This window comes from Pseudoalteromonas sp. S4492 (genome assembly GCF_005886115.1).
Taxonomy (GTDB): domain Bacteria; phylum Pseudomonadota; class Gammaproteobacteria; order Enterobacterales; family Alteromonadaceae; genus Pseudoalteromonas; species Pseudoalteromonas gelatinilytica.
Window position 1 is genome coordinate 1 of the sequence record NZ_PNCP01000075.1, and the last position, 22,162, is coordinate 22,162.

Below are 22,162 nucleotides of genomic sequence, written 5' to 3' on the forward strand. Positions count from 1 at the left end.
GAAAGGGGAAAGTTAGAAAGTAGCAGCGGGTTTACCCCGCGTTATGGTTCGGATATGGCGCGATATAAAATCGCGCCTACAATGCTTTGCTAACTTGCTAACTTGCTAACTTGCTAACTTGCTAACTTGCTAACTTGCTAACTTGCAACTCGCAACTACTTACTATGCTTATCAAACCACCATTGAATATAGGCGACTTTGGTCATCAGGTTTGATGGGCGAGCGGTAATACCATGTGAGGCATTAGGAATACGTACCATCGCTGTATCAACACCTTGTAGCTTTAACGCTTGGTAAAATTGCTCGGTTTCAGAAATAGGGGTGCGATAGTCTGATTCGCCGGTTAACAGCATAGTGGGTGTTTTTACATTGCCCACATAGCTAATTGGGGAGCGCTTCATATAATGCTCAATATTGTCCCATGGTTTACCTGGGAACCAATAGTCAGCAAAGAAAGGATAGAAGTCAGCAGTTAGTACAAAGCTGATCCAATTGATAACTGGTTTAGCAACAACAGCTGCTGCAAAGCGGTCTGTATGACCCACAATCCATGCAGTTAAAACACCGCCACCTGAACCGCCGGTAACAAACAACTTACTCTCATCAATAAAGCCCTTATTGATGACAGCATCAACACCTGTCATTAAGTCATCAAAGTCATTACTTGGGTAGTTATGATGAATTGTTTGCGCAAATTCTTTGCCGTACGAGTCACTGCCGCGCGGGTTCATATACAGCACAACATTCCCTTTGGCTGCGTATAATTGCACTTCAGGGCTAAAGTGAGGGCCGTAGTTTGCAACAGGACCGCCGTGGATTTCTAAAACAAGTGGGTACTTTTTGTTTTTATCAAAGCCCGGCGGGTAAGCAATCCAACCTTGAATAGCCAAGCCATCGTGGCTTGATTTAACCCAAATTTCTTCAACCTTAGCCAGTTCTTTGTCGCCCAGCGCATCTTCGTTTAATTGTGTTAAACGCGCCGTTTTACCACGTTTAATTAATGCTACATCAGCTGGACGCTGTGTATCTGCAAGTGTGAATGCAACTTCACCATCTTCGCTAATATCAAAGTCACCACCTGAATATGGGCGACCAAAGGCAACACTCCCAATCTCTGAGGTAATAACCTTATGTTTACCACTACGCGGCTGGTAAGCTAGGTGTGTTTTACCTTCACTATCGTAACTAAAATAAAGGCCGCTACCGCTATCATCCCATTTTATATCTTCGACACTACGATCTAAATCGGCAGTAAGCACTGAGGTTTTACCTGATTTCAAATCAAGTAAATAAATGTCGTTATTTTCATAGTTAGTCTTTTTGTCGTCGTAGCCTGTGTATGCCAGATAACGACCATTTGGCGAGACTTTAGGGCGTGAATCTGGGCCTTTACGGTCTGTTATTTGGGTAATTGAACGATCCGCTAAGCTAAGTTTATAGATTTCAGATTCAGTCGGGTGTAATTCATTGTCTTCATGACGATTAGCCGAGAAATAAAACGCATCGCCTTGTTCGTTAAAGCTAATAGCACCACCATGATCAAAATCACCAGAGCTTAATTGACGTGCATTGCCGCCCGTTGCACTGATGATAAAAAAGTGATGATAGCCTTTTTCAGAGTAGCCACCGCCATCGGCACGGTAATAGGTATCGTCAATATATTTAGCTGGCTCTGCCCACTTAGCGCCTTCAGGCTTACCCGGTAAAGACACTGGGCTTGCTGATTTTGCTGGCACAAACTGGCTAAACACCAATTGTTTGCCATCTGGCGTCCAAGTCAATCCGCCAGGGCTTTGCGTTAGGTTACTAATTTTTGCTACGTTACCGGTTTTTAACCATTTTACATAGATTTGGCTGCTACCATCTCGGGTAGAAATATACGCTAATCGAGTTTCATCTGGTGACAACACCGGAGAGTAATCCATATGCACGCCAGACGTTAGCGGTAGCATGGTTTTACCATCTGGGTTTACTGACCAAATATTACTGACTTTACGGTCGCTTTTGATATCCATGCGATTACGCACAAAGTAAATTGTATCGCCATTTTTTGTCATTTCTATTTGGTTGGCGTATTCAAGATCAAAAACATTTTCAAGTTGAAAGGTATTGCTAGCTCCTGCATGGCTGTAAAAGCTGGCTGCTGCAAGCAGTGCTAAAGACGTTTTAAACTTCATTATATTTCCTTGTTAGTGAGCAGAAATTAGGGCGTGTTGACCTGTTATAAAGTAACAACCATCAGAAATATAGTCCATTGCGATGAATGGAGAAATCAATAGACAGATGGTCATTTCCCTTTTATGTTGAGTACAGACACTTTTAAACGTAAGGAGCACACAATGATAGGTTACATCATGTTAGGCACTAACAACCTAGCTAAAGCAGTAAAGTATTACGATGAATTGTTCGCTACTCTAAACGCCGAGCGCTTTTTAGAAACTGACCGCTTTGTCGCATGGAGCACAGGCCAAGATAAGCCCGGTTTTGCGGTTACCAAACCTTATAACGATGAAAAAGCCACTGTAGGTAACGGCACCATGATTGCTCTGGCAGTCGAAACCCCAGCTCAAGTAGACGCCTTTTATAAAAAAGCCATAGAATTAGGTGGCACAGACGAAGGCGCCCCCGGTCCACGTGAAATGCCCGGCTTTTATGCGGGATACTTTAGAGACTTAGACGGTAACAAACTTAATGTGTTTTGTTTTACGCATGGGTAAAGAAAGTTAGCAAGGGGAAAGTTAGAAAGAGTAAAGTTAACAGGCGCTAGGCTCTAGGAAACAGGGTCTAGCTTATGTAGCTTTATGCCGCGTAACTCTTAACTTTACTTTGCGCTACGCTTACATGGCATGCCAGTAACATCGCATAACTACCGGCTCTTCGCGCGAAATAAATTTCACGCCTACAAAAATTGTGGGGTAATCTTAAGCTGTGATGAGGCAGCTGTTTTTCGGTGCTAAAGCACCCCCTACCTCGCATTTCGCACCTCGAATCTCATACTTCGCATCTCGTCCCTCGCATTTCGCATCTCGTTTCTCGTACTTCGCATCTCGGCCCTCGCACCTAAAAAACACTCATCACTCCAAAGTTGTATTTATTTTAGGAAATAGTTGTCTTTTTCACTATTTATTGGTGGAAATATCAACTATGCTTTTGCGTGAATACTTTATTGTATTGATTTATATGAGGTTATATTGTTGGTTCGATAATTGCTCCAGTCTTTTTACCAACACTTTTAAAGGAAATAAAAATGAAAAATACGCTAACGCTTACCCTTCTTGCTGTACTGCTTTTGGTTCTGTATTCACAGTTCACAGAATTAGCCTATAAATTTGGTTTTGCTGAGCTCAAACTAAATGCGGTTTTGGAAAACAGTGAACATATGAAAGTAAAGTGTGATGCATACTCACTAGGCTTTTTTGATGAAATAAAACTTCAAAATAAATTTCAAAAATGCATCAATGATTATGAAGCTGAAGGCTACGAAATCGTGAGCAGAACAGACCAATAATCGTTTTGAGTAGGCGCCATGCTCGCATGGCGCGCCGCTGCATAGCGCAACTGCCAGCGCTTCACGCGAAATAAATTTCACGTCTAGTTTTTTAACTCGTACGCACCTTTTGCAAATTCGGCGCTAAAGCACCTCCTACTTCTCTCCTCGCACCTCGCATCTCGCACCTCGCATCTCGCACCTCGCATCTCAACCTGATGGCCGACGGCTGAAAGCTGACAACTAGATTCTCTACCAACTTCCGCTTATTTTCATTACACTGCTCCAATACAAAAATAATTATAAAAATTGAGAATGATCATGACGTCGAAACTGTTTAAACCTCTGTGCTGTGTATTTGCACTAAGCCTTGTGGGCTGTGGTGGAGGTGAGGTGTTTACTGCGCCTGCTAGTAGTGAATTTGCCCATGGCAATGAGCTACTAAGTGCTACGGCGCTAACCGAAGATGCGAGTCACGCGTTAGTGGCAACCCAATCTGAGGTGTGCGTTTGGGATAATCAGTTAAAAGCGCGTCTATACGATTGTATAACAGGGCAGGGCGCTGAACATGTTGAGCTTGCAGGCTTTAGCGCTAACAAATCTCGTTTTTTCATTTCAAATCGATTATCGGTGACGTTATACGATACTCGCACTGGGCGTAGTATTGGTACTTGGCTTACCGGGCAAGAAATCGCTAGAGACATCGCTATTTCAGCCGTAGGCGATACGTTGGTTATTGCTTATCGTAGCGGCAAGGCTGAGGTAATAAATACCCGCACAGGCGATACTAAGCGTTTTGATATTCATCGTTTAGATATTAATAGCGTGGCGTTATCGGCTGATGGTCAGTGGGCGTTTACTGGTTCGAGCGACAAGTACGTAAAGCTTTGGTCAACGAGCGATGGCAGCACTCGTTTTGAAGAGCGTTTAGCGACCAGAGTGAATCACGTTACTTTAAATAAAACAGCAAGCTTGGGCTTCGCAATTGACTCGGTTGATGATCGTGTATTCTTTGATTTAGCCAATAAAAAAGAACTTGCTGAGCTGGCCTCATACTCTAACTTTATTGAGTTCACCGCATCGCAATTTGTTAATCAAGATAAATGGCTATTAACGGGCTCACCAAAAATGAAGATGCGTTTATACCGTGTTGCAGATGGTGAATTAATCGCAGAATACGAAGCTAAACAACAGCGCCAGCGAACGTCGGTTCTGAGTGTGGCGTACGATGGTAAGCAGCTATATTCAGAAACCAGTGATGGCCTATTACAGGCTTGGCCATTTGATAAAATAAGCACTAAATAACAGCGAAAAACAAACGCCTACTTTAAGTAGGCGTTTGTTTTAAACTGCAATTAAATTAGTAATCAAACTTATGCTTGGTAAACAAGCTTTGCACTTGTTGCCAAACTGCACCAGGTTTGCCATCGCCAACTAACTTGCCATTTACTTTTACAACTGGCCCAACTTCTTTAGTGGCGCTGGTGATCCATACTTCGTCGGCATCAAGTAATTCTTCTTTACTAATAATGCGTTCTTGCACGTTAAAGTCACTGTAACTGTGAAGAATATTGAGGATTAACCAGCGGGTGATCCCCGGTAAAATTTGGTTATCAAGTGGAGGCGTGCTGATCACACCCTCTTTTACAATAAACACATTACTTGAACTGGCTTCGGTAATTTCTCCTAAGCGGTTAAATAAAATGGTTTCTTTGTTACCCGCTGCTGCACCGTGCTGGTAATGGATAACGTTGCCAAGCAGTGCCGTTGATTTAATATGGCAACGTTGCCAGCGACGGTCTTGTTCAAGCGATACGGTGTAAGTTGTTGCGCTATCTATGTCGCTTTTTGGCTCTGCTGGAATTTCAAACGCAAACGCAAATACGGTCGGGGTAATATTAGTTGGGTAACCGTGGGCACGTTTAGTATCAGCACCGCGGCTCACGTGTAAATATATCCCTAGGTTATCACCTTGGTTTTTCTCGCATAAATCATTACAGATTTTACGCCACGTATCGGCACTGTAATCGAGCTTAATTTCAAGCTCGTTTAAACCGTTATTCATACGTTCAATATGTGCGCCAAAGCCAAGCATTTTGCCTTGGTATGATGGGATCACTTCGTAGATGCCATCGCCAAATAAGAAGCCGCGATCCATTGGTGAAATCTTTGCTTCATCAGCGCCAAGGTATTCACCGTTTAGGTATACCGTGCCCATTGTTAAACCTCATTCTCTGTCGTAAAGCCGCCAAGTTGGCGAAGCCGAGTTATTAATTGTTGACCATGCATTGCATGCAGGCCGTCTTCGGTGAGCTCATTTTTATGGGTGACGCCATCGACACTACCGCGCTCACTTAGGTAATGCAAAATATTGAGTGGCTCAATATCAGCCAGCAAATCGGTGTTATGCCAGCGACTTAAAAAGGCAATAAGTCCGTATGCTGCCCAGTTAGATACATCGGCGAGTAACAGCTCATCGCAAGGAGTTAAACAAGGAGTGATGTTTAGCGCTTGCATATGCTGTGCAAGGTTACCCATGCCTATTTCGTTACCGCCATCACCAATCGCTATGGTGGGGCAAGGTGCTTCTGTTACAAAAAAATCAAAGCAGCCGCAATGCTCCGAAATATCAATACCGCGCATATTATAATAACGCTGATGCTCGTTAAGCCCCGGGCGTTCTATTGATAAAACACAATCAGGTTTTAGCTGCTCAAGGGCTTTAATGCTAAAAGTGTGCGCATTATCAATGCTATTAATTGGCAGCTCAAAACAGTTAAAATCATTTTTCAAGGCACTGTAAAGGGGGTTGCCAGTAACCAAAATGGGCTGTTTATCAAGCTTTTCGAGTACCTTGTAAAGTGCAATTGCACCAACAGGGCCGTCGGTTTCGAAAGTATTGTTAACCGCAAAGCCCGTACCTATCAACACAGTACCTTGTGCTTGATGAAGGTGTTTTGCTGCGCGTAAATATGTACCCGTAAGTTGTTTTGCGTATAAATGCTGCATTCCACGCGGGTTTTGTTCAACCATCATGGTTTCAATTTGTTGGCTGAGCGCAGCGTCGCTTAGGCTTGCTGACATAGTGCTTTGATCTCTTGAATGAGCGCAATACCCGCTTCATTATCGCCATGTACACACAGGCTATCGGCATTAAGTGCCAGCTGCTCACCACTTCGTGTAGTGACTGTGCCATGTGCAACTAACTGTTTAACTTGCGCCATTAGTGCCGCTTTGTCGTGTACGCTGCCCGCTAAAGAACGTGCAACAAGCTTACCTTCGTCTGTGTATTGACGGTCGGCAAATGCTTCTAAAATGAGTTCTAGTTGAAGATCGTTTGCTTGTACTTTGTGTTTGGCAGCTTGGTTGGTCGCTAAAATCATTAATTTTAATGGCTTTGCATAACTTGCCACTGCACGCATAACGATATTCAGCGTTTGCTCGTCACTCATCATGTCGTTATACAATGCACCATGTGGCTTAACGTATTCGAGCGTTAAACCATGTACTGCAGCCATACCATCAATTGCAGCAATTTGATAATGCAGGCAATTGGTCAGCTCTTTTTCGCTCATAGCCATTGAGCGGCGACCAAAGCCTTGCTTATCTGGGTAACTAGGGTGCGCGCCAACCATTACTTTATGCTGCTTGGCGAGGGCTAGGGTGTTTGCCATCACATCGGCATCGCCAGCATGAAAGCCACAAGCAATATTTGCCATATCAATATGTGGCATAACTTGCTCGTCTAAGCCCATTTTCCACATACCAAAGCTTTCGCCAAGGTCGCAGTTTAGTTTCATCGTCATTTATAACGCTGCCATTTTACTATTTGGAATATCGGTGATCAGCATGTGCCCTGGGCTATGCGTGATACAAAAATCAGGAGCCGCGTTAGCAATCGCAACTTGTGGAGTAACACCACAGGCCCAAAATACGGGCACTTCGCCTTCTTTAATGGTTACCGCATCACCAAACTCAGGTTTGTTGATATCTTTAATGCCAATTGCTGCAGGGTCGCCAAAATGCACTGGTGCACCATGTACACTTGGAAAACGGCTGCAAATTTGGATGGCACGAATGGCATCGGCAGGTTTCATTGGGCGCATACTCACAACCATATTGGCGTGGAAAATCCCCGCACTCTGACAAGCCATATTGGTCACATACATAGGCACATTTTTTTGCTCGCTGATATTTCTGATCTCAAGACCCGCGGCAATCAGCGCTTCTTCAAATGAGAACGAGCAACCAATTAAAAAGGTGACTAAATCGTCGCGCCAGTGACTCGAAATATCGGTCACTTCTTCAACCATTTGGCCATGTTTAAAGATGCGGTAACGAGGTAAGTCGCTACGAATATCAATGTCTTCACCAACCGTTGGCATATCGGTAACGCCCGGTATGCGGCTAGTTGCAATGATTGGGCAAGCTTTCGGGTTTGCTTGGCTAAATTGCAAAAAATCAAACGCGTATTGTTTAGGTAAAATCACTAAATTAGCTTGCACAAAGCCCGGTGCAAAGCCCGATGTATTGCCAGTGTAGTCACCCTCGCGTACCATTTTACGAATAGCCGCTGGGGTGGTTAAAGATGCATTTTTTTGCATGTGACTCTCCTTGAAATTAACACTTGCCCATTGTTGCTACAATAACACTCAGTTCAGGTCATTAATAGTAACGGGCAGCTGCCCTTTAGCAGGGGCTTTCCCTAGTAAAACGTTTGCTAGCGCTGTAAATGCAGGGCCAGCAATCTTTTCATCTGTATCTACATCTATATTGTAAGCATAGGTGGCAAGTACAGCATCGCCAAATTTTCCGAATTGGGCAATATCGTAAGGGGCACGTAAGCTTACAAAAACGGTCTTTTTATGGGCTAATTTTGCTTGTTTTAGCAATGATTCTAATGCCGCAGATTGGTCGGCTTTAGCAATTGCAAACTCAGGGTTATCAGCTAAATCATCCATCCCGCCAACTTCAACAGCACTTTGTTTTGGAGACGCATTAGCGGCAATGATTATGTCGGCTTCGTTAATTTCTTTTAATGTTGCAAGCGGCTCATAACCTTGCAAACTCGTACAGCTAAAGCTGATTAGCTTATCGGTGTTATCAATTAACGCCTGCTGCAGAGCATAGCATTTGCGGGTGTCTGGCATAATAATATGCACTTTGCTGCCCGATTTAATGTTAAGCGGTAGGGTGTTTTTCTCGTTTTTCACCTCGGTGATAGCAGCTAATGCTAATTCGGCTTCTACTTTTCGATGGCTTTGATCACCCAGTAAAAGTTGCGCTTTTTTGATGGCTGCTTCGTCATCAAGTAAAGAGGTAAGTTTAAACTTTTCTTTAAGTTTTAAAATACGTGTTGCAGAAGCACTCATTTCGTTGGCATTTAACGTGCCGCGATGTACTTCTTGCTCTAATCGCTCAATCAGGGCTTCAAGCACAGCTAAGTCTTTAGGGCTTCTGATTTCGATTGGCATCAGGGCAATATCAACACCCGCTGCAAAGGTATTTATTACCGCTTCAATTGGTTCAAAAAAGTGGCTGATCCCCGCCATATCGAGAGCATCTGTGATCACCACACCTTGATAACCAAGTTCGTCCCGTAATAAGTCGGTGATGATTTTGCGCGACATCGTTGCAGGTTTGATCATGGTTTTGCCTTCTTTACTGACAAACGTGCTGTCGTCGAGGGCTGGGTATTGGATATGCGCAGTCATGATCATACCCGGTTGTTGGTTTTTAATAATTTCTTTAAAAGGGGGGAGATCTTGCTGCCAAATAGTTTCTTTATCATGCATTACTTTTGGCAGGCCTGTGTGGCTATCTACATTAGTATCGCCATGCCCCGGAAAGTGCTTTAACGATGAAATAACGCCGTTGTTTTCAAACCCTGCCACTTGGGCACCACCTAGTTTTGCAACCAATTGCGGATCTTCACCGTAAGAGCGCACGTTAATAACTGGGTTATCTGGGTTCATGTTTACATCAACCGTGGGTGCATAGTTAACATTAACCCCCAGTGCCAATAGCTCGTCGGCAATAATGCGGGCAGACTCAGTCGCGAAGTGGGTACCATGTTCTTTATAGGTCGCACCAATCGACATGTTACCGGTAAACGACGTACCTACATCACGAGGAATACGGGCAACTCGGCCACCTTCTTGGTCTATCGAAATAAACAGCGGTAAGCCTAACTCTGACTTAGCAGCGGCTTTTTGTAAGTCATTATTAAGTTTGATCACTTGCGGCACGGTATCGATATTTTCTGCAAATAAAATCACCCCACCAATGTTATGTTTAGTGATGATATTTGCTAAATCAGCCGGCAGCTCTGTCACCGGTGTACGGCATTTTTGCTCACCCGGGTCTTGCTCACAGTAATAACGTAGGTCAAGCATGAGCTTTTGCCCTAACTGTTGTTTTAAAGTTAATGCAGACTCAGCAAATGATGATTGTAATGGCATGAAACATCCTAATCCGATAACCAGTGACGATAGTGCAAACTTATTTAACACAGCAAGCTCCAAAGCAAAACGCTTATTTAGTTTTTAGAATAAATTATTCTTGATTTTAATGGGTTTTTAAATATAAATACAGTATTTTTTTGCTACCCTAACGGTTTTTGAGTCCGACTGCAAAAAGCTAAGTTAGATCACCAAATAGGGCTAATAGGCTTAAATAACCAAACCTTTATACTGATAAAAAGCGTGGCGAGTTGATAATTTATCAATTTAATGGGTCGCTTTTTAGTACAATTTAAAGTAATAATATATTCCATAATCATCAGCGTAAATATGACAAGCCTGGGGGCGAGATGGCTTTAACTCGATTGCACGCATTTAAACAGCAAATTAAACCTTTTTTACCAGAGTCTGCATTAATAGAAGATTACTCGCGCCGTTATGCGTACGGGACAGACGCCAGCTTTTATCGATTAATCCCTGAGTTAATTGTATTTGTGAGCAATCAAAATCAAGCACGACAAGTGATCATTGCTGCCAACGAGCAACAGGTACCCATCACATTTCGCGCCGCCGGAACGAGTTTATCTGGGCAAGCAATTACCGACTCTGTATTGGTTTTACTTTGCGATAGTTGGAGCAAGTTTGAAATCCTTGATGACGCCGAGGCAATACGGTTACAACCGGCAATCATCGGTGCTCGAGTAAATCAAGTATTAGCTCCGTTTGGTAAAAAAATTGGCCCTGATCCCGCTTCAATTAATAGCTGTAAAATAGCGGGGATGGCGGCAAATAATTCATCAGGCATGTGTTGCGGGGTGGCGCAAAACAGCTACCACACAGTAAAAGATATGACCCTCATTTTTGCCGATGGCACAGTGCTTAATACGGCTGATAGCCAAAGCTGTAATGACTTTTTGCAAAGCCATAGCCCTTGGGTTGATGAGCTAATGAGCCTTGTTGAGAGCGTAAAGCAAAACCCCGATTTGAGTGAGCGCATCGCCCATAAATACCGTTTAAAAAATACCACGGGTTATGGTTTAAATGCGCTGCTGGATTTTTCTGATCCAATCGAAATCATTAAGCACTTAATTATCGGCTCTGAAGGTACGTTAGCTTTTATCGCTGATATCACCTACCACACCGTGGTTGAGCATCAGTACAAACACACAGGTTTCTTTATTTTTGACGATATCAGCAAGGTGTGTGAGCTGGTACAAAGGCTGAGTGAACTTGATGTTGCGGCCGTTGAGCTGCTAGATAAACGTGCTCTGATGTCGGTGTCTGAGCATGCCATAATGCCAAAAGAAGTGGCCAGCTACCCTGAGCAATCAGCGGCACTGCTAATTGAGTTAAGAGCTGAAAATGCACAGGCTCTTGATGCGCTCACAAAGGTCACCGAGCAACTTCTTGCTGAGTTTAAGCAAAGTCAACTGGCAGCGATTGAGTTTTCAGCAGACAGCGCCCGTAATGCGGCACTTTGGAATATCCGTAAAGGCACGTTTCCTGCGGTTGGCGCAGTGCGCGAAACTGGCACCACTGTAATTATTGAAGATGTTGCCTTTGCTCTTGATAAATTAGCTGAGGGCGTTAATGCGCTGCATCAATTATTTATTAAATATGGTTATGATGAAGCCATTATTTTTGGGCATGCGCTTGCCGGAAATCTGCATTTTGTATTCACCCAAGCTTTTGATACACCTGAACAAGTAAGCCGATACGAGCAATTTATGGCTGATGTGGCGAACTTAGTGGCGGTTGAACTAAAAGGGTCATTAAAAGCTGAGCATGGTACAGGGCGTAACATGGCGCCGTTTGTTGCCACCGAATGGGGAGACGACGGCTTCGCGGTGATGGTTGCGCTTAAAGCACTATTTGATAAACAAAATATTCTTAACCCTGGGGTTATTATTAATCACGACAAAAATGCCCACACTCAGCATTTAAAAGTCATGCCAAAAAGTGATGATATTATCGATACCTGTATTGAATGTGGCTTTTGCGAAGTTGTTTGCCCATCAAAAGGACTTAGCTTAACACCGAGGCAGCGTATTACTTTATGGCGACACCGCACAGAGCTACACAATCAATTACTAACAACCGAAGATGTAGCAAGCAAACAGAAGTTAAATCAAAAGCTCAGTGTTATCGAGGCCGACTTTAAATACCTAGGTATTGATACGTGCGCGGCAACGGGTCTTTGCGGTCTTAAATGCCCGGTGGGAATAAACACGGGCGAATTTATAAAATCGCTCAGAGCAGAGCAAGCCTTATCAAGCAAAGTTGCACGGTCATTATCACGCTTTGCCAGCAAGCATTTTGCGGTTGTTGCAACGGGTGCACGATTTGGTTTAACCGTGATGCAGGTGCTCGAAAAAGCAATCGGCAGCAGTAACCTAAGAAGCCTGAGTAAACCTGCTAATAAGTTACTTGGTACACCGCTGTATTACTCGGCATGGCCAAGAGCTGAGCAACCAATTAATAGAAAGCTTCAACAACCCCAACAAGCGAAAAAGTTGGTGTATATGCCAAGCTGCGCAAGCCGGATTTTTGCGGCTGATAAACTTGCCGATGATAAACGCCCACTACTAGATGTTATTTATTCACTCGCTGCCAAAGCAGGCTATGAAGTGCTACTTCCGAAACAAGCAGATTCACTTTGTTGCGGTATGCCATTTGCTAGCAAAGGCTTTAATAAAGAGTCTAAAAACAAAAGTGAGCAGTTACTTACTGAGCTCGAGGCACTTTCAAATAATGGCCAATACCCCATTGTTTTTGATGCCAGCCCTTGTGCACTTACTACTCTTAATGCCGCGCAAAATACGGCACTCACAATTTATGAAAGTGCTGATTTTGCTGCCCAGCATTTACTGCCTAATTTGCAAGTCACGCCCGTAAATGAGCCGGTGATGCTCCATGTTACTTGTAGTTCTAAGCGATTAGGTAAAGAGCAAAGCCTAGTCTCACTTGCCAAGGCATGTAGTAATGAGGTGAATATTCCAGCTGATATTGAGTGCTGTGGTTTTGCCGGTGATAAGGGCTTTAACTTACCAGAGCTCAATGGCAACGCGTTAAAAACTCTTAAACAACAAGTGCCAAAAAACTGTAGTCGGGGTGTGTCTAATAGCCGTAGTTGCGAAATTGGTTTAACTGAACACAGTGGCATTAGTTATCAGTCTATTTTGTATCTGCTCGATAAACAAAGCCATGCAATATAACAGGGCGTAATTGCTAATTTGATGAGCCAGTGATTGACTGGCTCATCAATTTTAAAGCCTACACTTTCCAAAAAATGCCTTTGCGGTAGCAGCTGTACATGACACCATAAGACACCACTAAAAACAGCAGTGAAAAGCTAAAAGAAGCGAGGTGATCATTGCTGATCACTAATTGTATTAAGCCATAAATACTGCCTTTTAAACTGCTATCGCCGAGCGGTATCATAATTAATAGCCGTGCAAACACGCCTGCAAACATAAAAAATAATATCGCATTTGCACCAAATACAATAAATGGAGCGCCCCAACTACGCAGCTTATAAATATCTAAAATAGCACTGCACAGTGCATAGAAGATCGCTGCAAGCCCTGAGCTGAGTAACACATAGCTCGGCGTCCATAACGCTTTATTGATAGGTGTTATTGGTGCAATCGCATAGCTAGCAATAACGGCTAATGCGCCCACTAAGATAAGTGTACGGGCTTGCTTTTTAAGGTCGGGTTGCTTAGTTAAATAAACCGCAGCCAACATGCCGCTAAGCGCACTTGCAATGGCAGGCAGTGTTGAGAACAGCCCTTCAGGGTCAAATGGCAGCGGCTTAGCATTGGCATAATACAGGTGATGACTACCAAGTACGGCATTATCTATGAAGGCACTTAAATTATTGCCATGTAGCCAGAAGCCACTGACTACCTTGCCGTTTGGCAAGGTATACGGGATATAAAGCATGGCGGCACCATAAAAAAATAAAAGAGCGATGCAAGTAATGGCTATTTTCTTAGGCGATAAATAGAGATAACAACACAGAGCAACTAAATAGACCAAACCGATACGTTGCAGCACGCCCAACACACGCAGCTGCAATAATTTGTCATCAACCCAGCTAAAAGAAGGGTCTCGAAAGTTGTAATAAAACAAGGCTAAAAACCAACCGAGGGCAATGAGTTTAATGGTACGAATAACCCCTGCTTTTAGTATGTGTTGATCACTGACCCCTTTAGCACGCAAGCTATTTACTGAAAGCGTGATAGACATGCCGACAATAAAAATAAAAAACGGAAAAATTAAGTCGGTTGGTGTCCAACCATGCCACTGTGCATGTTTCAAAGGCCAATACATCGCTCCCCAGCTACCCGGGTTATTCACTAATATCATGGCGGTAATAGTCAAGCCCCGCATTACATCTAACGCCATGAGGCGATGTGAAGGGAGTTTATTGATGATTTCAGCACAGTGGTGACGCATAGGAAAACTTTATTGTTATTTTGTTTTTATAGTGTAATAAATTATTACATCAAAGCAAGCTGCTTTTTGAACAATATAAATCGTACGTATTAGCCGTTCTTTTAACTGTCTTAAGTTTATAGTTCATTAAATTCAATATGTTAAACCGCGAAGGTTGTTGGTAGGTGGCTTTGATGCCGTTCATATTCAACGAGCGCTTGGTAGCTGAAGTTATTAAACCGAGTTACTTTAATTAATTAGAGTAATTGCACTCATTTGTTTGCGCTAAATCAAATTATGACAAAAGTTCTATAGAGGTACACAGAACATCTTGCTAGTATAAAGGTATTAGATGTACCCGATATGGACTTTGGGCCTGTATGTGAGAAATATCGTGCTTAATAGTCTTAGCCATGGTTTAAACCTACGCCGCTTAATTTTAGTGTTAGCGTTTTCTACAACGCTTATTACCTTTCTAAATAGTTATTACTCGAGCTATCAAGTTCAGAAGCAACAACTAATAGATAAAACCCTAAATAACCATAAAGCATACGCCGCTAAGTTGGTGTCGGCGACCGATAACTTTTTACTAACTGCTCAGCAACAGCTTGCTTATGTTGGAAAAATACTTGAAGACGATTTTAATAATCAAGGCTTAATTAATTCTGAGGCTGACCGACTAAGGCTACAAACCAATAGTTTTAATTCGACCATTATTGTTAATGCACAAGGCGATATTTTAGGGGTATCACCAAAGTCATTGAAACTACAAAACCGTAAAGTAGATAGCTTTGGCACTAAAGCGGCTTTGTCGTATCGTACTCCAATGATCAGCGAGCCGTACATTTCGATGGCAGGCAATTTACTGATTTTTATGTCGCAGCCTTTATTCGATAAACAAAGTAACTTCATTGGTTATATTGGCGGCACTTTGTACTTAAAACGTGCCAGTATTTTAAATGAATTGCTGCAAGTTCATTATTATCAAGATGGCTCTTATCTGTATGTGGTTGATGAAAACCATCGCTTACTCTATCACCCAGATAAAAGCCGTATTGGTGAGCAAGTGTTTGATAACCAAGTAATTGAAGAAGTACTAAAAGGAAACGCCGGCACCCAGCTTGTTACCAATAGCAAAGGCGTTGAGATGCTTGCAGGCTACGCTCCTATGACAGTTGCTCCATGGGGAGTCGTCACTCAGCGCCCTCTAGAAAGCACGCTTGCACCGCTTGATAATTTAATGTGGCAAGTGTTTGTAAAAACCGCCCCAATAGGTGTACTCACATTTATATTGATTTGGGTGTTAGCACGTTTAATTGCTCAGCCTTTAAGGCAGTTAGCCGAAACTGCAAATACTTTAGATCGCCCTTCAACGTCACTTGAGCTGACACAAATTCGCTCATGGTACTTTGAAAGTAATGAACTCAGAAAAGCCATGTTAAAAGGGGTAGGGTTATTACAAAGTAAAATAGGGCTATTGCGCCAAGAAGCGCAAACTGATCCCCTCACTTGCCTGCATAATCGCCGTAGCCTCGATATGCAAATTAGCCATTTGATAGCTCAACGTTGCCCTTTTGCTGTATTGGCTATCGACATCGATCACTTTAAACGGGTTAACGACGAGTTCGGTCATGACATTGGTGATGTGGTTCTACAGTCGTTAGCTAAAATTTTGTTAGATGTTACTCGTGATAGTGATGTGGTTGCTCGTACAGGTGGTGAAGAATTCATTGTGATTATGCCAAGAGTGGAAGCAAAACGTGCGTATCAGCTGGCTGAGCGTTTGCGTATGCGGGTGTCAGAAAGCTACATTGACCCGGTTGGCTGCATTAATGTATCAATTGGTATTTCGGGCTGGCCAATTGAGCAATTAAGCATTGATGAAGTATTTAAGCTTGCTGACCAAGCTTTATATCAAGCTAAAAAAACAGGTCGTAACCGCTCGGTTGTCGATGCAACATATAGCCAAGACCTTACACCCGTTTCTGAGCCTTCAATCTTGGAATAAGTTATTTAATGTGCAATAGTGGATGCTATTAAGTTATTTATGGAAAATCAAAATGGCATTCACATTGTTGGCTCGTTTAACTAAATCCACTTCTTTACTCGGTATTGCGCTTATGAGTGCAAGCGCTGCTTGTGCCACCCCAAGCGATGATAAACGTAGCGAATTTGTTGATGTAGGTGCTTTACTATCGAATGCCGTGTTAGATATCCGTTATTTTGGTCATCATAACTTTGTTGGCAAACCTGTTGATGGTTACAACGCACCTAAATGTTTATTGCACAACAGTGCTGCCACTGCGCTTCAAAATGTGCAAATAGCAGCGCAAACCCAAGGCCTGAGCTTAAAAATATTTGATTGTTATCGCCCGCAGCGCGCCGTTGATCACTTTGTGCGTTGGGTTAACGATTTAGAAGATACCCGCACAAAAGCTGAGTTTTATCCAAACTTAGGCAAAGACAAGCTGCTTGGTGATTACATCGCCGCCAAGTCGGGTCACAGCCGTGGCTCAACGATTGATTTAACCTTAGTTGATGCAAAAGGCAAAGAGCTCGACATGGGCTCACCGTTTGATATGTTCGACACTCTTTCGAACACCGACGACCCGCGCATAAGTGCTGAGCAAAAAGCCAATCGATATAAACTGAAGACCCTGATGACAGAGGCCGGTTTCGCCCCTTATTCAATGGAATGGTGGCATTTTACCTACCAACCGCAAGCATACCCCACCACCTATTTTGATTTTGTGGTGGAGTAGTAAGTTAGCGAGTTATGAGTTTCAAGGGGAAAGGTGCGAGTAACGAGATGCGAGTTTCGAGGTAGCAGCGATTTTACATCGCGTCCTAGAACCTAGGGCCTAGCCCCCAGAACCTGAAGACGCGGGATAAACCCGCTGCTACTAGTAGGCGTGAAACTTGTTTCGCGCGTCTGACGGCTGACAGCTCCTTCACGTTGGGTTTCGCTGCGCTCTACCCAATCTACATCACCTCTTTTATCGGTGAATAATCAACTTTAATTTCAACAACATCGACGTTGGCATTTTGTTTAAAAGCGTTTTGTACTTTTAATAAATCAGTGTCTTTTTCAGCAAGGTAGCGATAGCTTTTGTTGGTCATTTTTTTCAGCGTATATTGGCTGCTAAGCTCTACTGGTAAGCTGTTTTCTTTTAGCGTTAAGTAAATTGCCCCAGTGGCGATGCCGCGCTCTTGCATTGCGTGATTAAAGACTTCTGTGCCTTTGGTTAAAGTAGGTGCATCAAAGGTAATTTTTTCACCATTATTACTAAAAGCATTCGTCGATTTTTGTTTGTTGATTTCGACTGCTTTTTTAACATCTTTAACTGAAATTTGTTCTTTTTGTGAACTGGTTGTTGGCTGTTGTACTGTATCTTGCTCGCTTATTTCATTTTTTTGACAGCCTGATACTAGTACTAATACTAGTGTAAGTGTTTGTATTTTAATTATTTGCTTCATTTTAATCCTGTTTGTCTGTTACTTTTGTTTACAATTAATTCTATTTTTTAATTGCTGTATTGGGTACATTGGACTTGGTTATGATTGTTAACCGAAAATAAAAATATAACAATAGGGAACGTAAGGAATGTCTCAATTCAAAGTAACAGCTGTTGCTACTATGGTAACGGCTATCTTGGCATCATCTCAAGTGCAAGCTAGTGAACAAACTCGCTTCTATAATGCCTCAAGCGTTAGCTCTCAAGTGCAATTCAACCCTCAAGTATCTCAGCAACGTGCATTAGCTGAGCGCAGAACTGTATCGGGTCACAAATCAATTTTCGATGAGCAGTTAGGTAAAGCTACGTTCTTATGGAATGCAGTTGGTCAAGCTAAACCTGATATGGCGATGGTGCTTCCTGAGCAACGCAATGCCTATGCTGCAGATTTTTATTTAAATGCCTTAACGGGTGTTAGCACCGCTAAAAAAGGCGTCTCAAACGCAGTATTAACGGATTTATCTGAGCAAAAGCTTGGTTCAATCACTGCTAAATATAAGCAAAAAGTACATGACATTGAAGTATTCAACCGTGAATACAACCTGATCATGGACAAAGAATATAACCTAGTCGCAGGTTCTGGCTATTTTGCTAACACAAGTTCAAATGCAACGCAGTCGTTCGCACCGCTTGCTGAATTTGTAGGTGCAGAGCAAAGCATTAAACGTGCAATTAAAGAACTTGCTGATATCGACGTGTCACTAACTAAGTCAACAGAACAAGGTGACTATGTTAAATACACTGTGTCTAACCAAAACGGTGACAAAGTTGTATTAGGTCAGCCTCGTGCTAAGAAAGTGTTCTTTGAAGTAGCGGGCGAGCTGCAATCTGCATACTATGTTGAAGTAGAAGTTGCTGATAAAAACAGCTTAGAAAGCGATTACTTCAGCTACGTTATCGGCGCGCAAAATAGCAAAGTTTATTTCAAGAAAGACTTAAAAGCACACGCGGCAGACTTTAACTACCGTGTATGGGCTGACGAAGATGGTTACCCGTGGGAAGGTCCACACGGCGATGTGATCCCAGCTGATGGCCCAGATCAAGTTGATGAAACTGAAATCCTAGATGCGCCACTTGTAAGCCTGTCTTACTACAAAAAATTAAGCACGATGGATCCGTGGCTTGCAGACGATGCAACAACAACATCAGGTAACAACGTATTTGCTTATGCTGATGTAATTGCACCTCAAGGTTACACAGAAGGTGACTTCACTGCTGAAACTACATCAGATTTCACATTCGATTATCCTTACCAAGTTGATCAAGTAGCAAACAGCTACGATAACCGTAAAGCTGCAATCGTAAACTTGTTCTATATGAACAACTTCTTACACGATTTCTTCTATGACCATGGTTTTGATGAAACATCAAATGTTGCGCAGGTATCTAACTACGGTCGTGGTGGTGTAGAAGGCGACCCAATCGAAGCACAAGCGCAAGATAATAGTGGTTTAAACAACGCAAACATGTCTACGCCTGCTGACGGTGCAAGCCCTCGCATGCAAATGTATCTATACAACTCAAAAGACGCAAAAGTTGGCGTTGATTACGGTGTGGTTGTTACATCTGACGCAACGATTGGTCTTCTTGAATCATCAAAAGTATCTGGCTTTGGTCAAATGCAATTTGCTGATATCGCAGGCGAAGTTGTTCGTTTAGTTGATGGTAATAACGTTGATTCTGGTAGCGTAACAGACGGTTGTGAACCTGCAACAAATGCAGCAGAACTGGCTGGCAAAATTGCGCTAGTCGATCGTGGTTCTTGTAACTTCACAGCAAAAGTTCTACACGCTCAAGAAGCAGGTGCAATTGGTGCTATCGTTGTAAACAACAACCCAGATACAGATGAACCAGCGCCAATGGGCGGTGAAGACGATGCAGTGATCATTCCTAACATGGGTCTGAACTATGCTGACGGTCATGCGCTTTACGATGGTATCGCTGCAGGCGACACTGTAACTGTGAACATGTTCAATAAAGCAACGTTAAAAGACGGTACGCTAGATAACGGTATTATTGCTCACGAATGGGGTCACTATATCAGTAACCGTTTAGTGGGTAACTCATCAGGTCTTATCAACTTCCAAGGCCGTGCGATGGGCGAAGGTTGGGGTGATTTCCACTCTCTTATGTTTATTGCTAAAGCTGATGACATCAACATCGCAGGTAACGACAAGTTCCAAAAAGCATACGGTAGCGGTACTTTCGTAGAAGATTTCTACTATGGTATTCGTCGTGTTCCATATTCAACAAATATGGAAGTAAACCCGCTGTCTTTCCGTCATATTACCGAAGATGCAGGTGCTGATGTAGGTATTGCACCAACAAGTGTTGCTTCACCACACGCAGCAGGTGAAATTTGGGCAACTATGCTTTGGGAAAGCTATGTAGCACTTATTAACGAGCACGGCTTTGAAGATGCGCAAAACCGCATGGCTAACTACTTAGTTGCTGGTTACAAGCTAACTCCTGTTGCTCCGCTATATACTGAAGCACGTGATGCTATCTTAGCTGCAGCGTACGCAGTTGACCCTGAAGATTACAAACTAATCTTAGGTGCATTCGCTAAGCGTGGTATGGGCTTAGGTGCTAAAGCGCCAGAGCGTTTCAGTGAAGATTTAACAGGCGTTGTTGAATCAGACAAAATGAAACTTGCTAGCTTCACATTCAAAGATGTGGCAATGAATGCAAACTACAACGGTGCTGAATTAGGTTATTGTTCAAACGATAACGTGCTAGATAAAGGCGAAACAGGTACATTAACTGTTAGCATCATGAACACCGGTAGTGAAGTACTAACGGGTACACAAGCACAGTTAACAGTTGTTAGCGGTCACGATGTAACATTCGAAAATGATGGTTTAATCACATTCGACGATACAAATCCGTATGCTTCGCAAACAAGCGCGCCTATCACGTTTACACTAAATGATGCAGGCACTGCTGATACACTTGAAATTGAAGTGTCATTCCCAGAGCTGTCTGCAGATGATGAAATTGTTGAAGCTACAAGCGATACAGTATCTTACCTTGTGAACATGGACTTTGAAGATAAAGCACCAGTGAGCTCACAAACTGCTGACGATATGGAAGTAGCAGGTGCATCATTACGTGATTGGAAAGAAAACGTAATGACAGGTGACGACTTAGCAGTTGGCACACAAAGCATGGCAACGGGCGGTAATATCAACTTCTTTAACAGCTTTGGCTTTGGTCTTGGCGAGCAAACAATGTACCTAAACAACAATGACTTCCAGTCTGATGTTGCAGTTGAGTCAAGAGAGTTTGATATCGGTTTTGCGGGTGACTTTGAAGTTTCATTCTGGCACTTCTACCTAATCGAAAACGAATGGGATGGTGGTGTTGTAGAGATCAGCGTAAACGGCGGTAACTGGGTTGATGTTACTGAAATGGGCGGTACATTTGATGTTGGTTACGATGGCCCGTTAATCGAAAACGACGCGCAAGCACTACAAGATCGCGATACTTTCACAGGTAACAATGTGGATGGCAGCGGTGCTTACGGTAACTACGAAACAATTCGTTTCGGTACTGAACTAAACGGTAACCGTGCAAAATTACGTTTCCGTATGTCATCAGATAGTGCAGTACGTGAGTTCGGCTGGTGGATTGATAACGTAACTGTTAGCAATGTAACATCACCAATCTTCTCAAATGTAATTGCAGGTGATGCATTAGCATGTGATAACGCACTTCCATTAGTGTCTGTATCGGGTGATGCGTCTGTTTCTGAATCTGCTTCAGGCACTTTAACGGCAACAGCGTCAGACCGTAACAGTGATGACACGCTAAGCTACACCTGGACGCAACTAAGCGGCACAACAGCAACACTTACAGGTGCTGACACTGCAACTCTAGGCTTCACGCCAGGTGCTATCTCAAGCGATGACGAGTTAGTATTTGAAGTAACAGTAAGCGATGGTACAGACTCTGTATCAGAGCAGTTCACTGTTGCCGTAACTAACGAAGCTGAGCCAGTAGAAGAGAAGAAAGTAACTAAATCTAGCAACGGTAGCTTTGGTTTCTTAACACTACTACTTGCACCACTAGCGCTTATCGGCCGCCGCCGTAAACGTAAATAAGACTTTTAAATAGTGATAACAAAGCCCTTACAGCTCGCTGTAAGGGCTTTTTTGTTTTTAAGTTAGCGAGGGAAAGTTAGCGAGAGTAAAGTTAGCGAGAGTAAAGTTAGCGAGAGTAAAGTTAGCGATAGTAAAGTTAGCGAGAGTAATGTGTGC

General features: G+C 43.0%; 15 protein-coding genes. 7 read left to right on the top strand and 8 right to left on the bottom strand.

From position 1 onward, the window contains the following. Positions 1 to 155: 155 nt before the first annotated feature. On the bottom strand, positions 156 to 2,177 hold the full coding sequence (locus tag CWC28_RS19955; RefSeq protein WP_138625659.1) for a S9 family peptidase: 2,022 nt from the start codon (positions 2,175 to 2,177) through the stop codon (positions 156 to 158). Between the two features lie 162 nt (positions 2,178 to 2,339). Between CWC28_RS19955 and CWC28_RS19960 the strand changes: the two genes are divergently transcribed. From CWC28_RS19960 to CWC28_RS19970, 3 genes are all read left to right on the top strand, one after another. After that, positions 2,340 to 2,717, top strand: coding sequence for a VOC family protein (locus CWC28_RS19960; protein WP_054563159.1), 378 nt, complete (start codon positions 2,340 to 2,342; stop codon positions 2,715 to 2,717). Positions 2,718 to 3,247: 530 nt separating this feature from the next. Further along, positions 3,248 to 3,508, top strand: coding sequence for a hypothetical protein (locus CWC28_RS19965; RefSeq protein ID WP_054553385.1), 261 nt, complete (start codon positions 3,248 to 3,250; stop codon positions 3,506 to 3,508). A 300-nt stretch (positions 3,509 to 3,808) separates the two neighbouring features. Then, positions 3,809 to 4,792: a WD40 repeat domain-containing protein gene (locus tag CWC28_RS19970; protein ID WP_171038327.1), complete on the top strand. Its 984-nt coding sequence runs from the start codon at positions 3,809 to 3,811 to the stop codon at positions 4,790 to 4,792. Positions 4,793 to 4,847: 55 nt separating this feature from the next. On the opposite strand, the gene CWC28_RS19975 is transcribed toward CWC28_RS19970, so the two are convergent. Genes CWC28_RS19975 through CWC28_RS19995 form a run of 5 tightly spaced genes read right to left on the bottom strand, consistent with a single transcriptional unit; the run spans position 4,848 to position 9,948 of the window. Beyond that, entirely contained in the window at positions 4,848 to 5,705 is an 858-nt protein-coding gene (locus tag CWC28_RS19975; RefSeq protein ID WP_063703873.1) for an aminotransferase class IV, read from the bottom strand. Positions 5,706 to 5,707: 2 nt separating this feature from the next. Then, positions 5,708 to 6,571, bottom strand: coding sequence for a glutamate cyclase domain-containing protein (locus tag CWC28_RS19980; RefSeq protein WP_105173778.1), 864 nt, complete (start codon positions 6,569 to 6,571; stop codon positions 5,708 to 5,710). After that, on the bottom strand, positions 6,556 to 7,287 hold the full coding sequence (locus CWC28_RS19985) for a 5-oxoprolinase subunit PxpA (RefSeq protein WP_105173808.1): 732 nt from the start codon (positions 7,285 to 7,287) through the stop codon (positions 6,556 to 6,558). Before CWC28_RS19985 ends, CWC28_RS19980 begins: the two co-directional genes overlap by 16 nt. Positions 7,288 to 7,293: 6 nt before the next feature. Further along, on the bottom strand, positions 7,294 to 8,091 hold the full coding sequence (locus CWC28_RS19990; protein ID WP_054563164.1) for a putative hydro-lyase: 798 nt from the start codon (positions 8,089 to 8,091) through the stop codon (positions 7,294 to 7,296). Between the two features lie 48 nt (positions 8,092 to 8,139). Then, positions 8,140 to 9,948, bottom strand: a complete 1,809-nt coding sequence (locus tag CWC28_RS19995; RefSeq protein WP_138625661.1) for a glycoside hydrolase family 3 protein — start codon at positions 9,946 to 9,948, stop codon at positions 8,140 to 8,142. Between the two features lie 350 nt (positions 9,949 to 10,298). Here CWC28_RS19995 and CWC28_RS20000 point away from each other — a divergent pair, with 350 nt between their 5' ends. Then, positions 10,299 to 13,163, top strand: coding sequence for an FAD-binding and (Fe-S)-binding domain-containing protein (locus tag CWC28_RS20000; RefSeq protein ID WP_138625662.1), 2,865 nt, complete (start codon positions 10,299 to 10,301; stop codon positions 13,161 to 13,163). 58 nt (positions 13,164 to 13,221) lie between these two features. Here CWC28_RS20000 and CWC28_RS20005 read toward each other — a convergent pair whose 3' ends face one another. Then, positions 13,222 to 14,409 carry an acyltransferase family protein gene (locus CWC28_RS20005; RefSeq protein ID WP_063703883.1) on the bottom strand — a complete coding sequence of 396 codons (1,188 nt, stop codon included), beginning with the start codon at positions 14,407 to 14,409 and terminating at the stop codon, positions 13,222 to 13,224. A gap of 373 nt (positions 14,410 to 14,782) precedes the next feature. Between CWC28_RS20005 and CWC28_RS20010 the strand changes: the two genes are divergently transcribed. Further along, positions 14,783 to 16,396: a sensor domain-containing diguanylate cyclase gene (locus CWC28_RS20010; RefSeq protein ID WP_240494366.1), complete on the top strand. Its 1,614-nt coding sequence runs from the start codon at positions 14,783 to 14,785 to the stop codon at positions 16,394 to 16,396. Positions 16,397 to 16,448: 52 nt separating this feature from the next. Then, positions 16,449 to 17,150: a M15 family metallopeptidase gene (locus CWC28_RS20015; RefSeq protein WP_082874042.1), complete on the top strand. Its 702-nt coding sequence runs from the start codon at positions 16,449 to 16,451 to the stop codon at positions 17,148 to 17,150. A 220-nt stretch (positions 17,151 to 17,370) separates the two neighbouring features. Here the strand turns inward: CWC28_RS20015 and CWC28_RS20020 are convergent, their stop codons facing one another. Next, positions 17,371 to 17,865: a serine protease external chaperone gene (locus CWC28_RS20020; protein WP_063703886.1), complete on the bottom strand. Its 495-nt coding sequence runs from the start codon at positions 17,863 to 17,865 to the stop codon at positions 17,371 to 17,373. Positions 17,866 to 17,992: 127 nt separating this feature from the next. On the opposite strand from CWC28_RS20020, the gene CWC28_RS20025 reads away from it, so the two are divergent. After that, positions 17,993 to 22,006 carry a rhombosortase-dependent M36 family metallopeptidase gene (locus tag CWC28_RS20025; protein WP_063703889.1) on the top strand — a complete coding sequence of 1,338 codons (4,014 nt, stop codon included), beginning with the start codon at positions 17,993 to 17,995 and terminating at the stop codon, positions 22,004 to 22,006. The last annotated feature ends 156 nt before the right edge of the window (positions 22,007 to 22,162 follow it).